The sequence below is a fragment of the Psychrobacter sp. 1U2 genome, from assembly GCF_051847575.1.
This window is the reverse complement of record NZ_JBPYDC010001445.1, coordinates 1-598: the sequence shown is the minus strand read 5'-3', so window position 1 is coordinate 598 and position 598 is coordinate 1. Positions and strand designations below refer to the sequence as shown.

The 598-nt window shown below is 44.1% G+C and carries 1 protein-coding gene and 1 pseudogene; both read left to right on the top strand.

Translation table 11 applies throughout. From position 1 onward, the window contains the following. Positions 1-348: HAD family hydrolase (locus tag ACS8FD_RS22550; protein WP_439277500.1), on the top strand; the 348-nt coding region annotated here is incomplete at its 5' end. Positions 349-451: 103 nt separating this feature from the next. Then, positions 452-598, top strand: a pseudogene (locus ACS8FD_RS22545) (YciK family oxidoreductase); the annotation flags it as partial.

The following is a 598-nucleotide window of genomic DNA, read 5'->3' as shown; positions in this document are numbered from 1 at the left end:
TTATCAGAGCAACTGCTCAAAGTAATGCAATTGGATGAGCGCTGTGCTGTTTTGGTATGTCCCGATGACGTCTCACGCAGTAAGCCGGATCCAGAGCCGATGTATATGGCCCTAGAAAAGCTTGGAATACCCCGTGGCGCTGCTGGTTGCGTGGTTTATGTAGGCGATCATATACGTGACATAGACGCTGGTAGGGCTGCTGGTATGTCGACGATTTTGGCCGCTTATGGGTATATCCCTCCTGAAGATCAAAACAACTTAAAAAGCTGGGGCGCAGACCATATTATCGATACGCCCAAGCAATTGAGCAAATTGTTATTATCCCCCAGCAAGTTTGAATATATATAATTTAAGCGTATTGGTTTGGATATTTCTGGTCAGTGATATCCAACCAGTCTGAGATATTCCAAACATAAACTTTATTATAAATAGATAAGTAGTGGACGAACCTATGAGCGACAATGTGAATCAACCTCTAAGCCATGATGATATTCGTACTTTTGAGCCGCAGGATAATTGTCTAAATGGTAAAACCATCTTAGTGACAGGGGCAGGGGATGGTATCGGACGTATCGCTGCGTTGACCTATGCGCGCTAT